This window comes from Dietzia sp. Cai40, assembly GCF_014145165.1.
Lineage (GTDB): Bacteria > Actinomycetota > Actinomycetes > Mycobacteriales > Mycobacteriaceae > Dietzia > Dietzia natronolimnaea.
Window position 1 is genome coordinate 1 of sequence record NZ_JAALEB010000338.1, and the last position, 2,506, is coordinate 2,506.

The 2,506-nt window shown below is 68.6% G+C and carries 3 protein-coding genes and 1 pseudogene; 1 reads left to right on the top strand and 3 read right to left on the bottom strand.

Annotated elements, in window-relative coordinates:
* Positions 1 to 312, top strand: a 312-nt coding sequence (locus tag G6022_RS12900; protein ID WP_182691697.1) for a helix-turn-helix domain-containing protein, incomplete at its 5' end; no start/stop codon positions are given.
* 94 nt (positions 313 to 406) lie between these two features.
* Here the strand turns inward: G6022_RS12900 and catC are convergent.
* The 3 genes and pseudogenes from catC to G6022_RS12915 all read right to left on the bottom strand — a co-directional run.
* Complete coding sequence (catC, locus tag G6022_RS12905) at positions 407 to 688, bottom strand: muconolactone Delta-isomerase (RefSeq protein ID WP_182691699.1); 282 nt, start codon at positions 686 to 688, stop codon at positions 407 to 409.
* A 32-nt stretch (positions 689 to 720) separates the two neighbouring features.
* Positions 721 to 1,842, bottom strand: a complete 1,122-nt coding sequence (locus G6022_RS12910; RefSeq protein WP_182640228.1) for a muconate/chloromuconate family cycloisomerase — start codon at positions 1,840 to 1,842, stop codon at positions 721 to 723.
* 103 nt (positions 1,843 to 1,945) lie between these two features.
* Positions 1,946 to 2,506 (bottom strand): annotated as a pseudogene (locus tag G6022_RS12915) (catechol 1,2-dioxygenase); the annotation flags it as partial.

A 2,506-nucleotide genomic window follows, 5' to 3' on the forward strand; every position in this document is an offset into this window, starting at 1 on the left:
AGCGTGGAGTTCGTCCACGAGCGGGCCACCTACGCCGCTGGCGCCCAGGATCCTCGAGCGGATCTGATGCTTTCGCTGCTCGGGGCGTTCGCGGAGTTCGAGCGGGCCATCATCCGTGAACGCCAGGCCGAGGGTATCGCTATCGCCAAGGCGAAAGGTAAGTACAAGGGACGCAAACGAGTACTGACCGACGAGCAGATCGAGACGGCCCGCGCCCGCATCGAGGCAGGGGAGGGGCCGTCGGCGATCGCCCGCGATCTTGGAGTCGGGCGTTCTACGTTGTACCGCGCACTCCAACGTCACACGCAGTGAACGCCGATGAGCGGCCCCATTGCGCTGTTGCCGGGCCTGACAGCTGAACTCCAACTCCCGCTCGTGTGCGCCCCGATGGGGGTCCGTTCCGTTGTCAGTCGATTCGCGACGGGTGGCGTGTCAGGGCCATGACCTCGATGTCCATGTACGGGAACAGTGGCAGTCCCTGGAGGATCTCGTGGAGCTCGTCGCCGGACTCGACATCGAAGATGCTGATGTTGGAGTACTGGCCCACGATGCGCCAGAGCTCCCGCCACGTGCCGGAGCGCTGCAGGTCCTGGCTGTAGGCCTTCTCACGGGCCAGGGTGTCGGCGCGGACCTCAGGGTCTAGGTCGGTGGGGATGTTGACGTCCATGCGGACGTGGAACAGTGCCATCGTCGGCCTCTCCTTCTCGTGTGGTGCCGCTATCAGTGGCGGGTGAACTTGTCGACGGCGTCGTGGTCGATCTCGACGCCCAGGCCCGGCCCGGACGGCAGATGGACCCGGCCGGCCTCATAGCGGATCGGGGTGGTCACGTAGGTCTCGGCCAGCAGCAGCGGGCCGAACAGCTCGGAGCCGTAGTTGAAGCCGGGCTCGGCGCACGCGAGGTGCAGCGAGGCGACCGTCCCGATCGGCCCCTCGAGCGAGGTGGCGGCGTGGCACGCGATCCCGGCCGCGCGGGCGATCGCCACGACCTCCTTGCCACGGGTCAGTCCACCGAGTTTGGTGGTCTTCACCGCGATCACGCCGGCGGCGTCACGGCGCGCCACCTCGAGGGCGTCGTGCGGGGACTGGACAGACTCGTCTGCCATGAACTGCACGGGCAGTGAGCGGTTGAGCTCGGCCAGCACCTCGATCTGCTCGGTGGGGGTCGGCTGCTCGATCAGCTCGATGCCGGCCTCCACGAGTGCCGGGATGTGGACGTTCGCGGTGAACCGGTCCCAGCGGGCGTTGATGTCCACGCGCAGGCCGGCCCGGCCGTCGAGACGCTCGGCCAGCGCGGCGATGCGGGCCACGTCCTCGGCCGGGTCCAGGGCGCCCATCTTCAGCTTGAACGTGCGGTGCCGGTCCGAGGCCATGAGCTCGTCGATCTCCTCGACCATCTCCTCGAGCGGCATGGCACCCAGCGCCCAGGTGCACTCGATCGAGTCGCGGACCGCCCCACCGAGCAGCGATCGCACCGGCACGTCCAGCGACCGGGCCCAGGCGTCGAACATGGCGATCTCGAGGGCGGCCTTGGCGAAACGGCCCCGGGCCACCACGCCCTCCATCGCCTCCAGGACCGCCGGGATCTCGTCTACCCGCCTGCCGACCGCCACCGGGGCGAGGTACTTCTCAACCAGGACCTGCATGGTCTCGGCCGACTCGCCGCCCCACCACGGGCCGCCCGGGGTGACGCCCTCGCCGTACCCCACGACCCCGGCGTCGGTGGTCACCGAGACGAGCAGGATCGCCTGTGCGGTGGCGGTGGTCGTCGCGAACTTGTGAGGCCTGATGAGCGGCACGTCGAGGATCCGTGTCTCCACGGAGCGGATGGTCAAATCAGACATCTTTCAGCCCTTCGGGTTGGTGGACCGGCCGGTTGACCGCCGACGCCCCGGCCGCTTGGTGGCGGCCGGGGCGGGTGGCTATGAGAGACGAGGTCGTCGCCGGTCAGGCCACGTACCGCTTCTCGGAGACCGGGTCCAGGACGAAGTCGTACTCCACCTCGTCGATGCCGTCGGCGTTGGGCCGCGGGTGCAGGATCAGCTCGGGCTTGACGGCGCCGGCGACATCATCGTCGACCCACTGGCCACCCTTGAAGTACAGCTGGGTGGTGATGAGGCGCTTGCCCGGCGCGGTGACCTTCAGGTGCAGGTGGGCGGGGCGCCACGGGTGGCCGTCGTAGCTGGAGATGAACTCGCCGGTGGGTCCGTCGTGCGGGATCTGGTAGGGGGCCGGCTGGATGGTCTCGATCTCGTAGTTGCCGTCGGCATCCGTGGAGAAGGTGGCGCGCAGGTTCCACTCGGGAATGCCGAGGCCGTCGTCGAACTGCGAGTAGTAGCCGTCGGAGTCGGCGTGCCAGAGCTCGACGGACGCGCCCTCGATGCCGTTGCCGTCCAGGTCGCGGACCTGGCCCTTGAAGATCAGGGCGGTGCCCTTCTCGTCCTCACGCATCGGCATCTTTGCCTTGGAACCGAGGTTCGGGGCGTCCGGCACGTAGTACGGGCCCTC